The following is a 19,661-nucleotide window of genomic DNA, read 5'->3' as shown; positions in this document are numbered from 1 at the left end:
ACCCGTCACGTGGCGGCTCGGCCTTGCGTAGCGCTGATCAGTACTGTGGTCAAGAGGTACCGGTGAGTGCTGCTCGCCGAGGTCGTGGTGGGCGCGCGCGACCGTTGGCTCAATGCCCTAGGTGAGGACTTTTTCTTGACGAAGCCGCTGCGTATGCGGATTGCCGTAATCGGTGTATTCGCATCGTTCGGGCTCGTGGTGGCCACCTGGGCCGTGCACCTGCCGACCATGAAGCAGGCCACGGGCATGTCGTCTACGGTGCTGGGCTTCGTGGTGTTGGGGCTCGGCGTCGGCGCGCTGCTGGGCATGCAGCTCAGTGGTGTGCTCGTCGACCGGTTCGGAAGTGGTCCGATCGCGGTCGCGGGTGGTGCGGCGATGGCCCTCGGCGTGAACATCCCGCTGGCAGCCCACGCCGTATGGGTCGCCGGACTCGGTGCCGTCCTGTGCGGCGTCGCCGTGGGTGTCACCGATGTCGCGATGAACGCCGCGGCGGTCGATGTCGAACGTTTCCACGGCCGCCCCATCATGGCCTCGTTCCACGGGGTGTTCTCCGTGGGCAACGTGGTGGGTGCGGGAATCGGTTCGGCCGCATTCGCACTGCACATCAAGGTCTGGGAGACGGTGCTCGGGGTCACGGTGCTGTGCCTGGCGCTGCTGACATGCTCGGCCACCGTGCTGCTGCGCGACAAGCTGCGGGCGGGCGAGGTCGAGGCGCCGGACACGGTGCCGTACACCCTGCCGCCACCCATGACGTGCCGACGGGGCCAGGTGGTGATGCTCGGCCTATTGGCGTTCCTGCTCATGCTTTCCGAGGGGTCGGCAACAGACTGGAGCAGTCTGCACGCACAGGAGCATTTGGGCGCCTCTCATTCCCAGGGTGCGTTCGCCTTCGGGGTGTTCATGCTCGCGATGACGGTGGGCCGGTTCACCGTCGACAAACTCGTGGAGCGCATCGGGCGGGTTCTGGTGCTGCGGTGGGGTTGCGCCCTGGCGGCCGTCGGGATGCTGATCGTCATCGCTTCGCCGGTGCTGCCGCTGACGTTGGCGGGGTGGGCTGCGGTGGGTCTCGGGCTCGCCGGTGGCGTCCCGCAGGTGTTCACCGTCGCCGGCAATATCGATGAACAACACGAGGGCCGGGTGCTATCGCGGGTTGTCGGCACCGGTTACGTCGCAGTGCTAGGCGGACCCGCGCTCATCGGCTGGGTGGCCGATGCCCTCTCGCTGAACACCGCATTGGTGCTGCCGATCTTCGCGGTGCTTGTCTGTGGCTGTGCTGCGGGCGTGTTGACGATGAGCCCACCTGCCGCGAAGGCGGTGCCCAAGCCCGGGCGTACTGTCAAACCATGACGGACACTCTGGCGGCTGCGTCGGCGCGGGAACTGTTGCGTGACAGCTTTACTCGGATCATCGAACATGTCGGCGAGGTGACCGACGGTCTTCCCCATTCCGCATTGGCGTATCGCCCCACCACGGATGCGAACAGCATCGCCTGGCTGATCTGGCATTCGGCCCGATGCCAGGATGTGCAGATCTGTGCCATCACGGGGGACGAGCCGCTGTGGACGGCCCGGGGCTGGGAGCCGCGATTCGGCCTCGACCTGCCCGCCGATTCCAACGGTTACGGGCACACACCGGCGGACGTGGCCAAGGTCGTCGCGACGGTCGATCTACTCAGCGGCTACTACCAGGACGTGCACGAGATGACGCTGCGCTATGTCGAGAGTCTTACCGATTCCGAACTCGCACGCGTCGTCGACAGGCATTGGGACCCGCCGGTCACCGCGAGTGCCCGGTTGGTCAGCATCGTCGACGACTGTGCCCAGCACCTGGGCCAAGCTGCCTACCTGCGCGGGATCGTCCCAACCAACTGGTAGGGGTGCGACGTGGGTCACCTCGTGCCTAGACTCCTCTAATGACAACGACGTCTGAAAATCTCGCCACTGCCGCCCACAGCGCCGCCCGCGACGTGCGCAATCCCGCGAACGGGCAGGTCGTTGGGCAGGTGAACTGGACCGATCCCTCGGATATCCCCGTAATCACCGCGCAACTGGCGAAGGCGCAGCCGTCGTGGGAACGTCTCGGCCCCGAGGGGCGTGGCAAGGTACTGGCCCGCTTCGCGCAGTGGCTGACCGACAACACGCCCCGTATCGAGGCCCAACTGATCGCCGAGACCGGCAAGTCGAAAATCGACGCGGGCATCGAAATTCCGTCGATTCTGGCGATCATCGCGTACTACGCGCCGCGTGCCGCCGAGTTCTTGGCACCTGAGTCACGTCCGGCGTCGTCGATCGCCATGAATACCAAGAAGATCACGCTGCATCAGCGGCCCCGCAAGGTCGTGGGTGTCATCTCCCCCTGGAATTACCCTGTGGCACTTGGATATTGGGATGTAGTTCCGGCACTGTTGGCGGGTTGCTCGGTGCTGCTCAAGCCCTCGGAGCGGACGCCGCTCTCCGACGAACTCATCGCACGTGGCTGGGAGGAAATCGGGGCGCCGCCGGTGTTCGAGATCGTCCATGGCGCCCGCGAAGTAGGCGAGGCGCTGATCGACAACGTGGACTTCATCCAGTTCACCGGATCGACGGCGACCGGCAAGAAGATCATGGAGCGCGCCGCGCGCCGGCTCACCCCCGTCAGCCTGGAACTCGGCGGCAAAGACCCGATGCTGGTGCTGTCGGACGCCGACGTCAAACGCGCCGCGCACGCGGCGGTGTGGGGCGCCATGTTCAACGCCGGGCAGACCTGCGTATCCGTCGAGCGGGTATATGTGCACGACTCGATCTACGAGCAGTTCGTCGATCTGGTGGTCGACGAGGTGCGGAGTTTGGAGATCGGCGCCGGGATGGACCACAGCGTCGGCGCCATGATCGACGAAAATCAGCTCGAAATTGTGGACCGGCATGTGCGCCAGGCGGTCTCGGCGGGTGCGCGGGCGCTCACCGGCGGGGCACGGGTCCCCGGTGGCGGCACCTTCTACGCTCCGACCGTGCTGGTCGACGTGGACCACTCGATGGACTGCATGCGGGAGGAGACCTTTGGCCCGACACTGCCGATCATGCGATTCTCCGAGGAGTCCAAGGCGATCGCCCTGGCGAATGACAGCGAGTACGGGCTCTCCGCCAGCGTGTGGTCCAAAGACCGAAAGCGCGCTGAACGCATTGCCCTGCAACTTGATTGCGGCACGGTCAACATCAACGACGTGATCATGAACCTGTCCTGTCTCACCGCGCCGCATGGTGGCTGGAAGGGCTCCGGGATGGGCTCGCGTTTCGGGGGCGCCAGCGGTCTGCTCAAGTACTGCCGCACCGAAGCCATTGTCGATACCCGGGTGACGCTGCCCAGTGAGCCGCTTTGGTATAGCGGACCGAGCTGGCTGGCCCCGGTCGCTCTCAAGAGCCTCACCAAGCTCTCGAATAAGGCCTTGCGCCCCTTCCGTCGCTGACACCCGCCGTTCACCCGCCGTCCATGGTGGCGACGGTTACCGGCGATAGTTTCCGCTGGTGACCGAGACCATTACCGCCGCCGCGCAGGGCTACACCGTCGACGATGATGACGACGACGATCCGGTGCTCATTGCGCCTGACGGCGTCGCGGTGGATACCTGGCGGGAAAACTACCCGTACGACGAGCGGATGAGCCGTCAGCAGTACGAGCTGGAGAAGCGGTTGCTGCAGATCGAGCTTCTGAAGCTTCAGAACTGGAGCAAGCGCACCGGTGCCCGGCACGTCATCCTCTTCGAGGGGCGCGACGCCGCGGGTAAGGGTGGCACCATCAAGCGGTTCATGGAACACCTCAACCCACGTGGTGCCCGGGTCGTCGCGCTGGAGAAGCCGACCGAACGGGAACGCACCCAGTGGTACTTCCAGCGGTATGTTCCGCATCTGCCGGCGGCCGGGGAGATGGTGTTCTTCGACCGCTCCTGGTACAACCGCGCCGGGGTCGAGCGCGTCATGGGATTCTGTTCCGACGAGCAGCATTCGGAATTCATCCACCAGGCACCACTTTTCGAGCAGATGCTGGTCAATGACGGCATCAGTCTGACCAAGCTGTGGTTCTCGGTGTCGTCCGCCGAGCAGCGCACGCGTTTCGCGATCCGGCAGGTTGACCCGGTACGGCAGTGGAAGCTCTCGCCGATGGACGTGGCCTCGCTGGACAAGTGGGACGCTTACACCCGCGCCAAGGAAGAGATGTTCTCGCTGACCGATACCGATCACGCGCCGTGGATCGTGGTGAAGAGCAACGACAAGAAGCGGGCCCGCGTCAGCGCGATGCGGCATGTCCTGGGCAAGTTCGACTACGACGACAAGGATGTCGACGTTGTCGGTCAGGCCGATCCGCTGATCCTGGGACGCGCGCTCACCGACTAACCTGGGCGGGATGCGATTCTTGTTCGCGGTCCTGTTGTGGCTGCTGACCACCGCCGTGCTGGCCGTCACAGTGACGGCGGCCTGGACACAGTCCAGGATCGTCAATGAGGACGGCTACGTGGCATTGACGGGGCCGGCGGCGGCCGATCCGAGGGTCCAGCACGCGATCGCCGAGGAACTCACCACCCAGATCGTGTCGCTGGGTAAGAAGCAGGGTTCGCGGGTCAACGAGACTCAGGTCGCGGAGTTGACCGCCGCGTACACCAGTGGGCCGCAGTTCCGCGCGGACTTCGCGGCGGTGAATCGGATGACACATCAGTGGTTGTTCACGAATTCGAGCTCAGCGCAGCGTGATTCGCAGGGCAGCTGGCAGATCGACGTGGCTCCCATGGTCAAGAGCTTGGTGCCGCAGGGCCTTTCCATCAAGGCGCCGGAGACGTTGAAGGTCTCGGTTACCGACGACAATCTGGCGGGATTGACACCGGGACGCTTAGTGCCAGTGGCACGCTTCGGCCAACTTGCGGTCTGGATATCCTTCGGTCTCACCCTCATCCTCGCGGGCTTGACTCAGTTGGCGGTCCGCAGCCGCGCCAAGGGCCTTGCCGGGCTGGGTATTTCGGCACTACTGGTAGGCGCGGCCGGGTGGGCTGGGCTGGAGATCGGTCGACGCTATCTGGACCGGCCGTTGAACCGCGTCGCCGACAATCTCCGCGATGTGGCCGACGGACTGGTCACCCAGGCGGTGAGCAATGCCCACCACTGGCTGAATCTGACTATGGCCGCCGGGGGCCTGGTGATCGTGATCGGAGTGGCCGCGGGGTTGGTGGGCGGCCTGCTGCGGCGCTGACGTGAACGCTAGGCCGCGTGTGCATCGCGGATGCGCTGCACGTCATGCTCGACACATCCGACACGTTCAGCGGCGTCACTGACGGACAGCCGACGATCCAACAGGATGTCCAGCTCGGTGGGTGAAAACTCCGGTTCGGTATCCCACGGAGCACGGTCCCACCCGTTCTCGCTCAACCCGATAAACAGGTCGTTTCTCATCGTGCACCTCACGGCAATCTGGCTCCAACTACCGACTATCCGGAAGCCCATCAATGCGCTCACGTCACGGTCGGTCAATAACTGCGGCCCGCCAGGCAACTTTGCCAAGGCCAGTAATTCAGCTAACTACCAAGGTAGTCGAGCTCACCCGATGGCAACAACCCGCGACGGTTACGGATCGGTCTCGATTTCGGTAACAGAGCCCGTTGTCAGCGCGGCCACCCCGCGATATGGACGTGCCCCTGAACTGGGATATTAAGATTTGGATCAGACAGTGCTTGCAGCAGTTAGCACCTGTGAGCTGCGGTTTTGTGGTGGGTAGTTAATGGCGATTTGCGGGCCTGAAAACATGTCGAGCAAACTGCATGTGTGTGACTATGCCGTTACCGCGTGATGGGCTGACCTGGAGAAGTGATTTGCGAGACTGTTTCCATCGGGAGTGACGTACGTCATGACAGACGTACTGTCACCATGCTCTCACTGGCCGCCGCCCGGTCGATATCGGATTGGTTGAAGCTGCCGTCCGGGTTGCGGCGCACGTTGTGATACTTGGCATCTCGCGGCACCCTCTGCAGCAGCTCGGCTAACGGCTCAGCGATCTGCGGTCCCGTGGACAGCTCGGCGGTGCCATCGAGCCGCTTGCCGCGCACCAACGCGGTGACGGGCCGGCCGTCGCGCAGATTCTTGGCCCACGCTCTGTCGGTGAAGACGGTCAACACGTCGCCGTCACGAACGTAGGTGGCGGCGACGTTGTATTCCTTGCCGCTCTTGCGGCCGGTGAAGGTGAACAGCGCGATGTTGCCGCTGAGTACGGGGTGCAGCGGGCTGCGGAGCAGGCCCTTGACCATCTTGTTAATCCACGGTGGAACGGTGTTGGATTCGCTCATGCGGCCATTGTCCGTCGCGGATGGTGTCACGGCATCGGGGATTGCCCTGAGATTTCGGGTCAGGGTGCGAGCTGGCGCCAGAGAAACTCGATGGCCAGCGCCGCCTTGAATGCCGACTGTTCGTTGTTGGCCGCGCCGCCATGGCCGCCCTCGATGTTCTCGTAGTACCAGACCGGTTGCCCGGCCTCTTGCAATGCGGCGGTCATCTTGCGCGCGTGCCCCGGGTGAACGCGGTCATCGCGGGTCGAGGTGGTCACCAGAACCGGTGGATAACGCTTCTCGGGCGAAATGTTTTGGTAAGGAGAGTATTTGGAGATGAACTCCCAATCATCGGGATTGTCGGGGTCGCCATACTCCGCAACCCACGAGGCACCGGCCAGCAGCAGGTGGTAGCGCCGCATATCCAGCAGTGGAACTTGGCACACCAAGGCGCCGAACAGCTCCGGGTATGCCGTGAGCATCACCCCCATCAGCAGGCCGCCGTTGCTTCCGCCCTGTGCGCCCAGCTGTGCGGCGGTGGTGATGCCCCGAGTCACCAGGTCGCGCGCGACAGCAGCGAAGTCCTCGTACACCAGATGGCGGCCCTCACGCATCGCCTGGGTGTGCCACACCGGGCCGTACTCGCCACCTCCGCGGATATTGGCCAGCACGTAGGTGCCGCCGCGGGACAGCCACAGCTTGCCCAGCACACCGTCGTACCCGGGAGTCCGGGCGACCTCAAAGCCCCCATAGCCGCCGAGCAGAGTTGGTCCCGCACCATCGGATCCCTTGGGGCGAACCACGAAGTACGGAATCGATGTCCCGTCGTCGGACTGGGTGAAGTATTGGGTTACCTCAAAGTCGGCATCGTCGAAGAACGATGGCGCCGCCTTGACGGGGGATACAGAGGCCGCCGCTGCGCTCACCTCTCCGTGCAGCAGCGTCGATGGCTGGGTGAAACCTGATGTGTCGAGGAGAATCTCATCACCCAGGTCATCGACCGCGACGATCTGCGTCGTGGTGTTGACCGGCACACCTGTTAGTGGTTCTGAGTCCCAGGTGCCCGGGGTGAAGACCAGGATCTCGCTAACCACATCGCGCAGGATCGCGACGGTAAGCCGTTCCCGCGTCCACGCGTAGTGATGCAGACTCGCGTGTTCATCGGGAACGAATACCGGGGTGACGGTGCGATCGCCGGCGAGGAAGTCCGCATAGCGAGCGGCCAGCAGCGTCCCGGCCGAATATTCGGTGCCATCGAGTTGCCACGGCGACTTGAGCTCGACGAGGAGCCATTCACGGTGCACCGATACCGACGCATCGGTGGGGACGTCTATGCGCAGCAGCTCTCCGTCGACGCCCAGCTGGTGTACTTCGGAGTTGAAGAAGTCGGTGGCCCGGCTGATCAGGGTGCGTTCGAATCCCGGAGTGTCGTCAAAGCTCGCGCCCACCATCACGTCTGAGGATTCGCCGCTGAACACCAGCTCCGCTTCGTCGGGAGATTGCCCGCGTTTCCAGCGTTTCACCAGACGGGGATACCCCGAGTCCGTGAGACTGTCGGGCCCAAAATCTGTGCCCACGAAAACGGTGTCGGCGTCGATCCACCCGATCTGCGTCTTGGCCTCGGGTAGCGCAAAACCGTCCGTCACGAACTGTCTTGTTTCCAGATCGAATTCGCGCACCACCACGGCATCTGACCCGCCGCGCGACAGACTGACCAGCGCCCGGCGGAACTCGGGCCGCAACGCGGTCGCGCCCGCCCAGACCCAGTTTTCTTCTTCGGTGTCCGCCAGTGCGTCGACGTCGATGATGACGTCCCATTGGGGATCTTCCCGGCGGTACTGGTCCAAAGTGGTTCGGCGCCAAAGGCCGCGGGCGTTGTTGGCATCGCGCCAGAAGTTATAGAGGTATTCGCCCCGCCGCCGCACGTAGGGGATCTGTGCGTCTGTGTTGAGAATGGCCAGCGCTTCGGCCCGCATATCCTCAAAACGCTCACCGGAAAACTCGCCGGTTGTTATCGAGTTGCGTTCCCGTACCCAGTTCAGCGGTTCGTCTCCGCCAATGTCTTCGAGCCAGAGATGTGGGTCCGGGGAGCGGCGCGCCGACGTCATTTGAGCCAGTGTGCCAGTGATCGCAGTATGGTCGAAGATGGCCCGGGGGCGGACAGAACACCGAGCAGGAGTTTTCTCGTGATACCACTGCCACGCGCGCAGGTTGTAGCTAGCGCGATGCTGCTGGGGATAGCAGTTGGACTTGTCGCTGGAATGTCTAGCGTGCTGATCGCGCACGAACCAGTGCGGCCCGACCTATTCATTGGCGTTGTTGTCGCGGTACCCAGCCTGATCGGGTTCTTTATCTTGATCGCGTCCACGCGTAAATGGATGACGGCGCTGGCGGCATTCGTGCTGGCGGTTTCTCCCGGATGGTTCGGGATTCTTGCGGCGATACAGGTGATTCACAGTGTCTGACAAAAATGCGGAAAACACAGTCGAGAAGACGAGCGCCGAGACCGAGCTCGTGGACGGCACAGAGAGGCCGAGCATCGTCGAGGGCGACCTTGCCGATCCCCTGGCCGTGCCGATCGACGACGGCAGAAGTAGAGACGGTTTGGATACCGCCACCTTCACCGCGTTCTCGGCGTTCAAGGATGACGAAGACCTGGTAACCACCGGCCGCATCGACACCGATGCGTTGCCGCTCACCGCGGCGTTTGACGTGGGCAGCGACTACACCGGCGCGATGCCGGTCACGTCGGCCGAATCGATGACGCCCGACCCCTATACCGGCGCGGTGCCGGTGGTCGCCGACGAGCCGGCGAAGCCGGTACGGGTACCCGCTGAGCGGGAACCCGCCTTCCTGAAGCGCTGGGTGCTGCTGTTGCTGCTGCTGGCGGTGTGGATTCCGGCCGGGGCGGTCGGGCTGCTGCTTTACCAGCACTGGTTCGAGACCCTCTTGCCGAACGACCGGACGCTCGCGGTCACCTACGTGCTGATCTGGGTGTTTGTCTGTGTGGTGGTCGCGCTACTGCTGGCCATGGTGGAACCGCGCCCGATAGTTGTCGCCCTCGCTTTTGCCGTGTTGACGGCGCCCGCGATCTCGGTGGCGGCCGCCGGAGTCAAATATGGCTATGTGGCGTGCACCGCACCCTCGGTGCCCGGGGTTCAGTCACTGTGCCCGGAACCGCTGCGCAGTTGGGGTATTCAGTACCGAGACCGGGCTTGACGCTCCCCGCCTGACGTCGTCCTACTAGGGTGGAGTACGTGACTGCACACTATGACGTCGTCGTTCTCGGAGCAGGTCCCGGTGGCTATGTCGCGGCCATTCGCGCAGCCCAGTTGGGTCTGACCACAGCCATCGTCGAGGAGAAGTATTGGGGCGGGGTTTGCCTCAATGTCGGGTGTATCCCGTCCAAGGCGCTGCTGCGTAACGCGGAGCTGGCCCACATCTTTACCAAGGAAGCCAAGACATTCGGCATCAGTGGTGAGGCCACCTTCGATTTCGGTGCCGCGTTCGATCGCAGTCGCAAGGTCGCCGAGGGGCGCGTGGCCGGTGTGCACTTCTTGATGAAGAAGAACAAGATCACCGAGTACGAGGGCGTGGGCACCTTTACCGATGCCAACACGCTGGCCGTGAAGAAGGCCGACGGCTCGACAGAGACCCTGACCTTCGCCAATGTGATCATCGCCACCGGTAGCAGCGTGCGGCTGGTACCCGGGACCGCACTGTCGGAGAACGTGGTCACCTACGAGAAGCAGATCATGACCCGCGAGCTGCCCGGGTCGATCATCATCGCGGGCGCCGGCGCCATCGGTATGGAGTTCGCCTACGTCCTCAAGAACTACGGCGTGGACGTCACCATCGTCGAGTTCCTGCCACGCGCGCTGCCCAATGAGGACGCCGAGGTGTCCAAGGAGATCGAGAAGCAGTACAAGAAGCTGGGCGTCAAGATTCTGACGGGCACCAAGGTCGAGTCGATCCAGGATGAAGGGGGCAGCGGTCCCGTTCGCGTCAAGGTAAGTAAGGACGGGCAGGAGAGCGAGCTCGTCGCCGACAAGGTGTTGCAGGCCATCGGTTTTGCCCCGAACGTCGAGGGCTTCGGCTTGGACAAGACGGGTGTCGCGCTCACCGATCGCGGCGCCATCGCCATTGACGAGCGGATGCGCACCAACGTGCCGCACATCTACGCCATTGGTGACGTCACCTCCAAGCTGCAGCTGGCGCACGTCGCGGAGGCGCAGGCCGTCGTTGCCGCCGAGACCATCGCCGGCGCCGAGACGCTGGAGCTCGGCGACTACCGGATGATGCCCAGGGCGACGTTCTGCCAGCCGCAGGTTGCCAGCTTCGGGCTCACCGAGGAGCAGGCTCGTGCCGAGGGATACGACGTCAAGGTGGCCAAGTTCCCGTTCACCGCGAACGGCAAGGCGCACGGGCTCGCGGATCCGACTGGTTTCGTCAAGCTGATCGCCGATGCCAAGTACGGCGAGTTGATCGGCGGACACCTCATCGGCCCCGATGTTTCCGAGCTGCTGCCCGAGCTGACGCTCGCGCAGAAGTGGGACCTCACGGTCAACGAACTGACCCGCAACGTGCACACGCACCCGACGTTGTCCGAGGCGCTGCAGGAGGCGTTCCACGGACTCGCGGGGCACATGATCAACTTCTGAGCTGTCGCGGGGCCGGGGGGCCCGCCGTAATCCGCTGGGAGGTAAAGGGGGGAAACGTGGCGGAACCAGTTGGACTTCACGCTTGGCGTCAACTACTCGACGCAATGATCGACAACAAGCGACGGCATGCCTCGCTGGATGACGGCCTGTACCCGGTGACCCACCCCAATCCTGGTGCCACCGAGGAACAACTTCTCGCTACCGAGGAACGGCTCGGCCGTCCGTTGGATCCGCAGTACCGTGAGTTCCTCGGTGTCGCTAATGGCTGGGAGAGCTATCACTTCAGCACGAACTTGTTGGGCACCAGCGATATTGGTGTCGGCGATCGTTGGGACGAGACCGTTCGCACGATCGCGCAATGGTTTGATGAGACCGATACCGCCGATGACCTGGGTGTCGCCGACGATTCGACCCAATTCGCGCCGATCGCCGATACCGGCAACGGCTATGCCGGCTGCCTCTATCTGTACACCGGGCAGTCCGATGAAGCGCGAGCCGGAAGCGTGTTTCCGCTCGACATCGATTCGCGCACGATGTGGCCGGACCTGTACTCCTATCTGCATCACGAGAATCTTGAGCAGGGCATGTACCTGGCCGAACAGGAGATGGGCCCTCACGCGCGAACCTGGGGACGCGATATCCGTCCGTCACCACCGACGATGGTCGAGATCGTCGCTAAGCTCGCTGAGCTGACGTCGCTTGTCAAGTCCGTGGCTCCTGCGCAGCGTCGTCCCGGTGCCAGTCAGTCCGAATTGAACTTGCTGACAGCGCATCTCGGTGCGGCATTACATCCCGAACATCGGGAACTCCTGGCAGCCACCAACGGGTTGACCAGTAGCTACATCGGTGAGGTGTTGTCCATAGAACAGATCCTTGACGGGACTCGTTGGCGGGAAGGAATTCTCAGTGCGCAAGAGTTCCATGACGAACTCGAACGTAAGAGTGTGGCCATGTTCGGACCTCGAACGCGTGAGCCGCTATCGGTGATCCAGGTAGTGGGTTCGAGCTCTGCCGTGCCCTTCGCCGTGGCGCCCGGCGAGCTCCTTGCCGTTGACTCGGAGGGCGAGGTTCGTGGGCTGGTTCGGGATGCACAGTCCGAGTCGAGCGGTGGCTGGTATCCGCCGCACGGCTGCGTCCGCGAATATTTGTTGAAGGTGTGCGATCACATCTGGGATCAGCGGGCTCGTAACCGTTGACCTGGCATGTGCTCACGCGTACCTTCGCGCCATGTCGACCACTGACGAACTGCTGAACAACGCACAGGCTTATGCGGCCAGCTTCGACAAGGGCGATCTGCCGTTGCCCCCGGGGCGCAAGGTCGCGATTGTCGCGTGCATGGATGCACGCCTGAATCCGTATGGTCTGCTTGGCCTTCACGAAGGTGACGCGCACGTCATTCGCAATGCGGGCGGAGTGATCACCGAGGATGAGATCCGGTCGTTGGCCATCTCGCAGCGGCTGCTGGGCACCGAGGAGATCATTCTCATCCATCACACCGACTGCGGCATGCTGACATTCACCGACGATGCCTTCAAGCGTTCGATTCAGGACGAGACGGGGATCAAACCGCCGTGGTCGGCCGAGGCGTTCACCGATTTGGACGAGGACGTCCGCCAGTCGGTGGCGAGGATCAAGGCCAACCCATTTGTTCCGCGGAAGGGCAGCGTGCGCGGATTCGTCTACGACGTCAAGGACGGCACGTTGCGTGAGGTCGCCGCCGAGGCCTAGTGGGCAAGGAGGGCCGGCGCGCGTTGCGGAGCCGGCCAGGGCAAGGCCAGGTGGTCGCGCAGTGTGGACCCGGTGTATTCGGCGCGGAAGATACCGCGACGCACCAGGATTGGCACCACGTGTTCGGTGAAGAGTTCGAATTGGCCCGGTAGCCCCGATGTGCTCAGAATGAATCCATCGGCGGCGCCCTCGGTGAACCACAGCTCGATCTGATCGGCCACCTGCTCGGCGGAACCGACAAACCTCGTACCGAACGCGTTCAACGTACGGTAGAGGAACTCCCGAACGGTTGGATTCCCCACGGTGGCAAGGTGCTTGTATCCGGCGAGCGCGGTTTGATGGGTTTCGGTGCTCTCCGGGAATGCGGACGCCGGCACCGGGCCGTCCAGGTCGGCGCCGATGACGTTGACATCCACCTCGAGGAGCCACCCCGCCTGGTATTCCGGGATGAAGTGCTCATAGACGGTGCTTTCCACGGCACGCGCCTCGGCCTCGGTGGAGCCGACAACGACACCGAGGGAGGGGGTGACCAAGGGCAGAGAGGACCGTCCGGACGCGCGGGCTTCGTCGTGGAGCTGTCGGTAGAAGCTCTTGGCGCGGTCGATGTCGGTTTGCCCGGTAAAGACCACCTCGGCATGTTTGGCGGCGAAGGCCCTTCCGGTGGTGGAAGATCCGGCCTGAAAGATCACCGGTCGTCCCTGGCGGGAGGGCGTGACGCCGAGTGGCCCCTTGACCTTGTGAAACTCGCCATCGTGGTTGGCGACGTGAATCTTGTTGACATCGTTGTAGATTCCCGTCGCCCGGTTCTCGATGACGGTATCCGATTCGAGGGAATGCCATAGGGCCTTCACCACGTGAAGCGTCTCTTCTGCCAGCCGGTAGCGCTCGTCGTGCGGGAGGAAGCCCCGCTCGCCGAAGTTGGCGGCGGCCGCCTGCGCGAAGCTGGTCACGAGGTTCCATCCGGCACGTCCCGCACTCAGATGATCGAGCGACAACAGTTGGCGTGCCAGGTGATACGGCGGCTGAAAGGTGGAGGATCCGGTGACTACCAGGCCCAGGCGATCGGTGACCGCGGCGAGGTATGAGGTGGCCGTGAGTGGTTCGAAGTCTTCGGTGGACTTGTGGGCCCAGGTGGCCTCCGGGCCGAAGTTGAGGCCATCGGCGAAGAAGATGGCATCGAACTTGGCCGCTTCCGCTGCTTTCGCGGTGGCGACCAACGTATCGAGCTGATTGGCCGGGCCGTTTCGTACGCCGGGAAGCCGCCACGCGCCACCGGAGCGCACGTTGCCGAAGGCAAGGAGGTGTAGCTGGCGGTCAGAGACGGATGAGCCGCTTGCGTGAAGATCATCGGGCACAGGGTTCTCCTAAAAGTTGATACCGGCGAAAGGCTGTGCGCCGGTCGAGAACAGGGCATCCGCGGACGTGATCGCCTGCGTCGACTGTGCCGATACCAGTCCAGCGCGTGCCAGCTGTGTCCACGAGGTGCCGCCGAGATAGACCGACCCCAGGGCGGCGACATCGAGTGACACATCAGGAGTGTGCTGGGTGCGCCGGACCTTGTCGGCGCCCACGGCGAACCGTGCCGAGTTATGGGGAAGCAGGTCATCGTGCACCTCGATCACTATCGGTGCCGTATCCACGTACGTGCGTGCCGCTAGTGCCGCCTCGACATCGACGAGCCGTAGCCAGGTCTCGTCACGGATACCGGTGACCGTCACCGCGCGCGGATCGGTGACGAGGTGGGGGAGGGGGTCGTCGACCGGGCGTTGGCCGAGTTCGATGACATCGACAAGATCCAGCTCCAACAGGTGGCCGACTAGCGCACGGTAGGCGTTATCGCTATGGGCGACAAGATCATCAACAGATATAGTCCGGGTGTCGCTGGCGAACCATTCGGAGGTGTTCCGTGGGCGATATCTGACGTACCCATCGGCGTGGGTGACCACATAGGGTTTCACCGGATCGGCGGCGTCAAACAGTTCGTGCAGCCGCCACCAGTGCGGCGGACGTGCCACTGCTCCGGTCCACGCCGCGCGTTCATAGATCGCGGCGAGTCGCTGCGGTGTGGATGATGCGTCGAGCAGAGTGACGGGTCCGGCGTCAACGAGACTGTGCGCCAGTGCCCGTCGCCGCTGGATGCGGTAGTTCGCGCTGCTGGTCGCGACCCCATAGCCGAAACGGCGGTAGATCACCGCTTCGGAGGCGCGCAGGCTGGCGACGAGCTCTCCACGCCCCGCGATATCGGTGAGCTGCCGGGTGACTAAAGAAGTGAGTATCCCGCGCCGGGTGTGGGTGGGCAGCACACCGATATGTGTGACAGCCGCGTGCGGAACCCGTGTCCCGCCCGGGACGGTGAGCCAGCTGGTGTATGAATCGGCTCCGCCGACAAGCTCCGCATCGTCGAAAGCGCCAAGATATCTTCCCGTTTCGAGCAATTGGTCCACCGCGATATCGCCCAGGGGCGGCAAACCCACCATGGCCCTCCAGAACACCGTGAAGGCGCGCTCCCGCTCCGCGGAGGTCTGCAGGAAGCGAATATCCGTCACGATCCCTTGCCCTGTGTTGTGGCGGAGAGCCGCCCGAGGCCAGTGAGGCTGCGTGGCGACGGCCACTCATCGGTCAGCAGGTACCGCCCGATCTCACGCTGGCGGTACGGCAGTGGATCGTGGGTGGTGTGTGTGCGTGCGTTGCGCCAATAGATATCCAGTCCCACCGAATTAGCCGTCGACCGAGCGCCGGTGGCTTGGAAGATGTTGTGTGTGACATCCAGGGACACCTCGGTCGCGATGGACTTGGCCTGATCCACCCGAATAGCCAGTGCGCCCCACTGGGCCGCGGTGAGTGCTCGATCCGCGGCCAGGGTCTGTTCGAATTCCTTGGTCACCGCGTCGGCGAGGGCGATCCCCGCGGCGATCCCGGCCGACAGCCGCCCGAGCAGCTGCTGGTGGTAGGGATCCTCGGTCACCTCTGTGGAATGCGCCTCGGGCCACGGGCGGCCCTTGTCTCTGACGTAGGTGACGCCGGCGGCGAGTGCGCCTTCGGCGATCCCGAGATACAGATGTACGAAGATCAGCTGGCTGAACAACGCCCGCAGTCCGTCGCGGTGCTCGCGGGCGTCACCGTATTCGCCAAGGCCAGTGAGTACCTCGTCGTGGCGGAGCAGCACATTATCGAATTCGACACTGCCGCTTGCGGTAAGCCGTTGTCCGAGGTTGTCCCAATCGTCGTTGAACCGCAGACCTTCCCTGTCACGGGGGATGATCGCGTTGATCGGCTCCTCGTCGTAGAGCAGCACGGTGATCAGGTCGGCGAGCGCGACCCCGGTGGCGAATGTCCGCGTGCCGTTGACCCGATAGCCTTCGTCTGTCCGGGTAACCGTGATGCCCGGGTCACGCGGATTGCTGACACTGCCCTGGAACCAGCCCTGTTCGCCGACGCCGCGCGCGATGTGTTCACGCTGAGTCGGCGACCCGAGTATGTAGGTCCATACGCCGTTGGAGAAGTGATAGACGAGCAGCTGGCCGATGGAGCCGTCGGCTGCCGCGATGATCCGGCTGAGCTGTAGTGCCTGGGCCAGACTGCCTCCGGCGCCGCCGAATTCGCGAGCGGTGGCGAAAGACAGCAGTCCGTGCTCGCGGAGCAGTCCGATCTCGGCGGCGGGGTTTTGGTTGGCGCGGTCTCGTTCCAGCGTGGTGGTCGCCAGCTCGTCGGCAACGCGTGCGGCAATCCGTGTCCACTCGGTGAAGTCGGTATCGCTGACCCCTTGGTAGACAAGGGCTGGTGACGTGGTGGCGGCGGTCATTTGACGAGAACTCCTGAATCGTTGGCGGGTTCGGGTTCGGTGGCCGGTTCGTCGTAGAGAACCTCAAGGATGCCGAGCTCGGCCAAACGTTCTTTCTCAGATTCGGAAAGCGTTTGGATGGAGCCGATCCGCGCGGCGACCTCTGGCCGTCGTGCCCGTAGATACCAATAGCGCAGCAGGCCGGCGAGCAGGATCGCACCGAAGATGAGCGGCAGGATGTTGAATGGGAATGTGGGCACCGGATAGAAGTTGCTGACGATCACGTACCCGATGGCCAGGGTGGCTGCGACCGATACCGCCAGCCGGGCCGGGGTAAGTGCCTTGATGCGGTACAGCCAAATGGGGGTGGCCACCACCACGAGCAGGTAACTGGTGAGGAAGCCCCAGTTGGCCACGTAATTTCCGTACACATCGAATACCAGGCGGCCCACCGAGCTGAGCGTGGCGGTCACGGAAAATGCCACCGCGATGACCCCGATGAGGAAGATGCCGGCGACGGGGGTCTTGTAGACCGGGTGCACTCGCGCGAGGGCGGCCGGGAGCGCTCCCTCGTGGGCCAGGGTGAACAGCCCTCGTGCTGCCGAGTTGATGACCGCGGTGACGAAGACGATGAACGCGATGGCCACCGCCAGACTTATCGGGTAGATCGCCCATGCCACACCGGAATTCGTGGCGACCTGAGGCAGTATCGCGCTGTCGCCGTCGATGTTCCGGAACTGCAGGATCTGCGGGTAGGTGGCCAGGATGTACAGCACTCCGATGATCAGTACGACGCGTAGCAGTGAGCGGGCGATGGTGCGGTGTGCGTCCCGCGATTCAGCGCCCAGGGACGCGACGCTCTCGAACCCCGCGTACGCACCGACCGCCGTGACCGCCGCGATGAAGGTGGTGCTGTTCCCGAGGTTGGACGGTGACCACTGCTCGGTGTCGATGCGCCAGCCGTAACTGACATACGAGGCCACAATGATGATGAGAATAAGTGCGGTGGCAATGATTTCGAAGACGAGCTCATACTTGGCCGAGATCGAGACACCGCGATAGGGCAGATAGACGGCGACGGCGACGACCACTGCCACCAGCGCGAGTTTGAAGGCGGTTGCCTCCGAGTGGATTCCGATCGCCTCCAGGAAGGATTCGAAGTACAGCACACCGCCGAGAGTGCCCGTGGTGGCGAAAGTGATGTAGCCGATGAGCAGGCTGAAACCGGCGGCATACGCAGCACCGGGGCCCAGCCCGTTGCCGGCATATGTCCCGAGTGAGCCCGACGACACCGTCCTCTTGGCCTGGAAGCTGATGGTCGTGGCGATCAGAATCACCGCCACCAGGCCGATCACCGCTGCCCAGGCGGCGCCTTTACCGGCGGCCACGAACAGGGAAAACGGCACCGTCGCGACCGCGACACTGGGTGCCGCCGCTGCCAATCCCTGAGCGAAGACGCCCCAGGAGCCGATGGCGTCGCGCTCGAGTCCGTGGGACCCATTGTTCTGAAGGGATCTGCCGTTGACGGTGAGCTGGTGGGCGGGAGTGGACATGCGGAAATACCTTCGCTTGGCGGAAGAGGGACTGAAACAGGCAGCGCGCAAACGAAATTGCACGCCTACCTACAGTCGGGGGCCAAGCGCATGTTCCGATGGTGCGGTGGCATCAAGAACGTGTCAACGGCACCCGCGACGCCGTGTCCAGTACCTGCGATGACTTAGGGCTCGCCCTGCGCGTATGTCCCACTTGACCTGGAGTCGACTCCAGGTTCTACCGTGGCTGTGTGAGCACAAGTGAGCCGCAACATGAAGGGTTTCCCATCTCGCACGTTGCCCAACGGACCGGGTTGTCGATCGACGCGCTGCGCTGGTTCGAGCGCGAGGGTCTGTTCCCCCGGGTACCGCGAGATGGCGGTGGCCGCCGCCGATTCAGTGACGACGACATCGAGCGTGTCCAGCTGATGCTGCGGTTGCGTCGCACTGGCATGCCGGTGCGCGACATGCGCCGGTTCATCCAGCTGTTGGAGGGTGGCGAGGAGACCCACGCCGAGCGCCTGGAGCTGCTGTTCGCGCAGCGTGTGCGGATTATGGCCGCCATGGAGCGGCTCACCGAGGACCTCAAGGTCGTCGATTTCAAGGTCGCGTACTACACCGAGTCGGTCAACGGCGCCCCGACTGCCGCAGTGGGACAGAAGAAGGGTTGACATGAAATACACACAGATCGGCGGCCTGCCGGTATCGCGAATCGGCTTGGGTGCCATGTCGATGTCCTCCGGTTACCAGCCACTTGGTTCGGATGCGGGCCCCGACGAGCAGGCTTCGATAGCGGCGCTGCGACGGGCGTTGGACCTCGGGGTCAACCTCATCGACACCGCCGAGATATACGGCCCCTATGCCAACGAGGAGCTCGTGGGCAAGGCCATCGCGGGCCGCAGGGATGAGGTGGTGCTGGCCACCAAATTCGGGCTGGTCTCGCACAGCACTGGCGCGCTCTTCAACCCCGACAGCTCACCGGCGAATATCGTTGTCGCGGTGGAGGGTTCGTTGCGACGGCTTGATACCGATTACATCGACCTGTACTACCAGCATCGCGTCGACCCGAGTGTGCCCATTGAAGAGGTGATCGGGGTGTTGGCAGATTTGGTGGGCCAGGGCAAGGTCCGCCGGATCGGACTGTCGGAGGCCTCTGCGGCCACGGTGCGCCGGGCACATGCGGTACATCCGGTCACCGCGGTGCAGTCGGAGTACTCGCTGTGGACCCGCGACGTCGAGTCGGAGCTGCTGCCGACACTGAGGGAGTTGGGTATCGGGCTGGTGCCCTATTCGCCGCTGGGCCGAGGCTTCCTGACGGGTGCTATCCGGTCGGCGAATCAGCTCTCGGACGATGACTTTCGCAAGAACCTGCCGCGGTTCAACGCCGACAACCTCGACGCCAACTTGGCCCTGGTCGAGCAGGTGCGGACGGTCGCCGTGGAGGCAGGCCTGACTTCGGCGCAGGTGGCACTGGCCTGGCTGCTGGCGCGTGGTGAGGACATTGTGCCGATCCCCGGGACCACCAAGGCCGCGCGTGTTGAAGAGAACGCGGGCGCGGTGGACGCGGTGCTGTCGGCGGAACAGCTTGCCCGGCTGGATGGTTTGGCACCTGCGTCCGGGGAGCGCTACTCCGCGCAGCACTCTGCGCTGCTGGACCGGTAGCCCACGCCTCTGGGTAC

At 63.8% G+C, this 19,661-nt stretch carries 19 protein-coding genes; 12 read left to right on the top strand and 7 right to left on the bottom strand.

What is annotated here, in order from left to right; genetic code table 11:
- Positions 1-66: 66 nt before the first annotated feature.
- The 5 genes from B4394_RS07095 to B4394_RS07075 are packed head-to-tail and all read left to right on the top strand — an operon-like array spanning position 67 to position 5,214.
- Complete coding sequence (locus B4394_RS07095) at positions 67-1,347, top strand: MFS transporter (RefSeq protein WP_078307940.1); 1,281 nt, start codon at positions 67-69, stop codon at positions 1,345-1,347.
- On the top strand, positions 1,344-1,874 hold the full coding sequence (locus B4394_RS07090) for a mycothiol transferase (RefSeq protein ID WP_078307942.1): 531 nt from the start codon (positions 1,344-1,346) through the stop codon (positions 1,872-1,874). The genes B4394_RS07095 and B4394_RS07090 overlap by 4 nt, the downstream gene beginning before the upstream one ends.
- A gap of 38 nt (positions 1,875-1,912) precedes the next feature.
- Entirely contained in the window at positions 1,913-3,442 is a 1,530-nt protein-coding gene (locus tag B4394_RS07085; RefSeq protein WP_078314574.1) for an aldehyde dehydrogenase family protein, read from the top strand.
- Between the two features lie 58 nt (positions 3,443-3,500).
- A complete protein-coding gene (gene ppk2 / locus B4394_RS07080) occupies positions 3,501-4,367 on the top strand; it encodes a polyphosphate kinase 2 (protein WP_078314573.1) in 867 nt (288 codons plus the stop codon).
- Between the two features lie 10 nt (positions 4,368-4,377).
- Positions 4,378-5,214, top strand: coding sequence for a hypothetical protein (locus tag B4394_RS07075; protein ID WP_078314572.1), 837 nt, complete (start codon positions 4,378-4,380; stop codon positions 5,212-5,214).
- Between the two features lie 8 nt (positions 5,215-5,222).
- Here the strand turns inward: B4394_RS07075 and B4394_RS07070 are convergent, their stop codons facing one another.
- From B4394_RS07070 to B4394_RS07060, 3 genes are all read right to left on the bottom strand, one after another.
- Positions 5,223-5,414, bottom strand: coding sequence for a hypothetical protein (locus B4394_RS07070; protein WP_046256038.1), 192 nt, complete (start codon positions 5,412-5,414; stop codon positions 5,223-5,225).
- 449 nt (positions 5,415-5,863) lie between these two features.
- Positions 5,864-6,301, bottom strand: a complete 438-nt coding sequence (locus B4394_RS07065; protein ID WP_078308515.1) for a nitroreductase/quinone reductase family protein — start codon at positions 6,299-6,301, stop codon at positions 5,864-5,866.
- A gap of 59 nt (positions 6,302-6,360) precedes the next feature.
- The gene (locus tag B4394_RS07060) at positions 6,361-8,388 is read right to left on the bottom strand and encodes a prolyl oligopeptidase family serine peptidase (protein ID WP_078314571.1); all 2,028 of its coding nucleotides are present in this window, start codon (positions 8,386-8,388) and stop codon (positions 6,361-6,363) included.
- Between the two features lie 78 nt (positions 8,389-8,466).
- Here B4394_RS07060 and B4394_RS07055 point away from each other — a divergent pair, with 78 nt between their 5' ends.
- From B4394_RS07055 to B4394_RS07035, 5 genes are read left to right on the top strand one after another with little or no spacing between them, the layout of a single operon-like run.
- Entirely contained in the window at positions 8,467-8,745 is a 279-nt protein-coding gene (locus B4394_RS07055; protein ID WP_139359984.1) for a putative holin, read from the top strand.
- Positions 8,738-9,499, top strand: a complete 762-nt coding sequence (locus B4394_RS07050) for a hypothetical protein (RefSeq protein WP_078314570.1) — start codon at positions 8,738-8,740, stop codon at positions 9,497-9,499. Before B4394_RS07055 ends, B4394_RS07050 begins: the two co-directional genes overlap by 8 nt.
- A gap of 38 nt (positions 9,500-9,537) precedes the next feature.
- Complete coding sequence (gene lpdA / locus B4394_RS07045) at positions 9,538-10,941, top strand: dihydrolipoyl dehydrogenase (protein ID WP_078308516.1); 1,404 nt, start codon at positions 9,538-9,540, stop codon at positions 10,939-10,941.
- 56 nt (positions 10,942-10,997) lie between these two features.
- On the top strand, positions 10,998-12,137 hold the full coding sequence (locus tag B4394_RS07040) for an SMI1/KNR4 family protein (protein ID WP_139359983.1): 1,140 nt from the start codon (positions 10,998-11,000) through the stop codon (positions 12,135-12,137).
- 31 nt (positions 12,138-12,168) lie between these two features.
- On the top strand, positions 12,169-12,669 hold the full coding sequence (locus B4394_RS07035) for a beta-class carbonic anhydrase (protein ID WP_078307962.1): 501 nt from the start codon (positions 12,169-12,171) through the stop codon (positions 12,667-12,669).
- On the opposite strand, the gene B4394_RS07030 is transcribed toward B4394_RS07035, so the two are convergent.
- Genes B4394_RS07030 through B4394_RS07015 form a run of 4 tightly spaced genes read right to left on the bottom strand, consistent with a single transcriptional unit; the run spans position 12,666 to position 18,003 of the window.
- A complete protein-coding gene (locus B4394_RS07030) occupies positions 12,666-14,024 on the bottom strand; it encodes an NtaA/DmoA family FMN-dependent monooxygenase (protein ID WP_078307965.1) in 1,359 nt (452 codons plus the stop codon). The genes B4394_RS07035 and B4394_RS07030 overlap by 4 nt on opposite strands.
- A 9-nt stretch (positions 14,025-14,033) precedes the next feature.
- Entirely contained in the window at positions 14,034-15,215 is a 1,182-nt protein-coding gene (locus B4394_RS07025) for a GNAT family N-acetyltransferase (RefSeq protein ID WP_078314569.1), read from the bottom strand.
- Entirely contained in the window at positions 15,212-16,471 is a 1,260-nt protein-coding gene (locus tag B4394_RS07020) for an acyl-CoA dehydrogenase family protein (protein WP_078314568.1), read from the bottom strand. The genes B4394_RS07025 and B4394_RS07020 overlap by 4 nt, the downstream gene beginning before the upstream one ends.
- Positions 16,468-18,003 (bottom strand): APC family permease, encoded by a 1,536-nt coding sequence (locus tag B4394_RS07015; protein ID WP_078307971.1) that lies wholly within the window; start codon positions 18,001-18,003, stop codon positions 16,468-16,470. The genes B4394_RS07020 and B4394_RS07015 overlap by 4 nt, the downstream gene beginning before the upstream one ends.
- 230 nt (positions 18,004-18,233) lie before the next feature.
- Here B4394_RS07015 and B4394_RS07010 point away from each other — a divergent pair, with 230 nt between their 5' ends.
- Positions 18,234-18,653 carry a MerR family transcriptional regulator gene (locus B4394_RS07010; protein WP_078307976.1) on the top strand — a complete coding sequence of 140 codons (420 nt, stop codon included), beginning with the start codon at positions 18,234-18,236 and terminating at the stop codon, positions 18,651-18,653.
- A 1-nt stretch (position 18,654) separates the two neighbouring features.
- A complete protein-coding gene (locus B4394_RS07005) occupies positions 18,655-19,644 on the top strand; it encodes an aldo/keto reductase (protein WP_078307978.1) in 990 nt (329 codons plus the stop codon).
- Positions 19,645-19,661 lie beyond the last annotated feature (17 nt).

It is taken from the genome of Mycobacterium sp. D16Q16 (assembly GCF_002013745.1).
Lineage (GTDB): Bacteria > Actinomycetota > Actinomycetes > Mycobacteriales > Mycobacteriaceae > Mycobacterium.
This window is presented reverse-complemented; position numbering and strand designations above follow the sequence as displayed.

What these genes read in the sequence shown, in the direction of transcription:
- B4394_RS07085 (WP_078314574.1), top strand. Translation starts at nt 1,913, where the DNA reads ATGACAACGACGTCTGAAAATCTCGCCACTGCCGCCCACAGCGCCGCC.
- B4394_RS07005 (WP_078307978.1), top strand. Translation starts at nt 18,655, where the DNA reads ATGAAATACACACAGATCGGCGGCCTGCCGGTATCGCGAATCGGCTTG.
- B4394_RS07065 (WP_078308515.1), bottom strand. Translation starts at nt 6,301, where the DNA reads ATGAGCGAATCCAACACCGTTCCACCGTGGATTAACAAGATGGTCAAG.
- B4394_RS07035 (WP_078307962.1), top strand. Translation starts at nt 12,169, where the DNA reads ATGTCGACCACTGACGAACTGCTGAACAACGCACAGGCTTATGCGGCC.
- B4394_RS07070 (WP_046256038.1), bottom strand. Translation starts at nt 5,414, where the DNA reads ATGAGAAACGACCTGTTTATCGGGTTGAGCGAGAACGGGTGGGACCGT.
- B4394_RS07020 (WP_078314568.1), bottom strand. Translation starts at nt 16,471, where the DNA reads ATGACCGCCGCCACCACGTCACCAGCCCTTGTCTACCAAGGGGTCAGC.
- B4394_RS07060 (WP_078314571.1), bottom strand. Translation starts at nt 8,388, where the DNA reads ATGACGTCGGCGCGCCGCTCCCCGGACCCACATCTCTGGCTCGAAGAC.
- B4394_RS07075 (WP_078314572.1), top strand. Translation starts at nt 4,378, where the DNA reads ATGCGATTCTTGTTCGCGGTCCTGTTGTGGCTGCTGACCACCGCCGTG.
- B4394_RS07015 (WP_078307971.1), bottom strand. Translation starts at nt 18,003, where the DNA reads ATGTCCACTCCCGCCCACCAGCTCACCGTCAACGGCAGATCCCTTCAG.
- B4394_RS07090 (WP_078307942.1), top strand. Translation starts at nt 1,344, where the DNA reads ATGACGGACACTCTGGCGGCTGCGTCGGCGCGGGAACTGTTGCGTGAC.